Below are 1,530 nucleotides of genomic sequence, written 5' to 3'. Positions count from 1 at the left end.
CAAATAGAGTGGGTTTTTGGTTACATAGATGATGTAACAAGAAAAAGAGATTACGAATAGTAAGAAAGCAACGAAATTAGATTTATACATAAGAGAATTCCTTTCTCAAAAAATGCATACAAATATTGACGAATTGTAGCGAATCCGTGTGGGATTTGTACGAAAGATGTCGAATTAAACGTTTGTTTAAAACATAAAGATTGGGATAAAAGCCCTATATCGTTGATGCATCAACATTTTATCGTCAAGGAAATCCCCTTGATAGGTAGTATGTATTCGCCATATGTTGCAATTTAATCATGGGATCATAAAAAATAGGAAAAAAGATTGAGCGAATGCGCCCAATCTTCCAAATGACAGCTTACCACAGCTTATAGAATATAATAGCAAACATATATCCATTTGTCTCAATACGTTTATTATTTCGCATCTTCAAATACATGCAATGCATCTTTACGGAGCTTATCTTTTTCAGTATCTGACCTTTTGAAATCGTATTGATATAAAGCGGATTCCCAATCCCCATACATCGGATTCGGGAACACAATAAATTTTTCTCCAAATGCTTCGTGTATCGCTTCAACTGATTGATTTCTATCTTGTACAGATTTCTCATCAAATCCTGTAAAATCAGATAAATTATCTCCAAAGAATAGAATAATATCATGTTCTGTCGCAACTTTCTTTCTGCGTTCTTCCTTCCCTTTTTCTTCTTTTCCCTGCAATAAGACATGCTCCTTATCAGCTTGCGGGATATTCAGATTCTGTAAATTTTGTAAGGTAGCATCTAATTGACTTTGTTTGCGATTTGAAATGTAGTAGATCGCCACACCTTTTTTATTTGCATATTGTAAAAAGGAAACGGCACCAGGAAGATCTTCTGCTTTCGCTTGTTGAATCCAATCCTCCCATTTATAAGGAAATCCTTTCTTCTCTTTTACTGTCATGGCTTGATACGGACTATTATCCACGACAGTTTCATCTAAATCTAAAACGATGGCAGCCTTTTTCTCGGTACCTTTGGCAAGTGCTGCGTCTAATTTCATCTTTCCGATATTATATCCTTGATGATAGAGCGCTTTGACTTCTCCAGCGGTTTGATACCAAGCATCTGCCATCACTTGTTGTTCGGTTAGTGAAAATGGTTGTTTCGGCTGTGTTTGTGGTGACTGACACCCTATAAGAGAAAGAGAAAAAAGTGTTAGAGCTATACTTGTTTTGAAAATGGGTTTCATTGTGTATCACACTCCTAGTTGTATATTTTGTATGGTATGCGCTTACTTTACGGGAATTATATTAAAAATACAATGCTCTTTTATTAGAAAAACACCTTCAATTATTTTAAAGGTTCTTATAGGGTTGTGTACTCGTTTTAATTCGTTCACATGCTTTTCCTACTCCGCATAAATTAAAAACGTTTACTAGTCAATCTGAAGAGTTTGTTTCAAGTGAGTTCGTATACAGTTGGTACACAAAACCATTCGTTTCATATAGATTGGTTGTATCAACATGATCAAAACGGTTCTGTTG

The 1,530-nt window shown here is 35.1% G+C and carries 1 protein-coding gene; it reads right to left on the bottom strand.

Going from position 1 to position 1,530, the window contains the following annotated elements; all coding sequences use genetic code 11:
• Window positions 1-419: 419 nt before the first annotated feature.
• A complete protein-coding gene (locus tag F3I02_RS27070; RefSeq protein WP_196477520.1) occupies window positions 420-1,235 on the bottom strand; it encodes a 5'-nucleotidase, lipoprotein e(P4) family in 816 nt (271 codons plus the stop codon).
• Window positions 1,236-1,530: the final 295 nt, after the last annotated feature.

It is taken from the genome of Bacillus sp. SRB3LM (assembly GCF_015712745.1).
In the GTDB taxonomy this organism is placed as follows: Bacteria; Bacillota; Bacilli; order Bacillales; family Bacillaceae_G; genus Bacillus_A; species Bacillus_A thuringiensis_K.
Note: the sequence above shows the minus strand (reverse complement) of the source record. Positions and strands in the feature narration are given on the sequence as shown.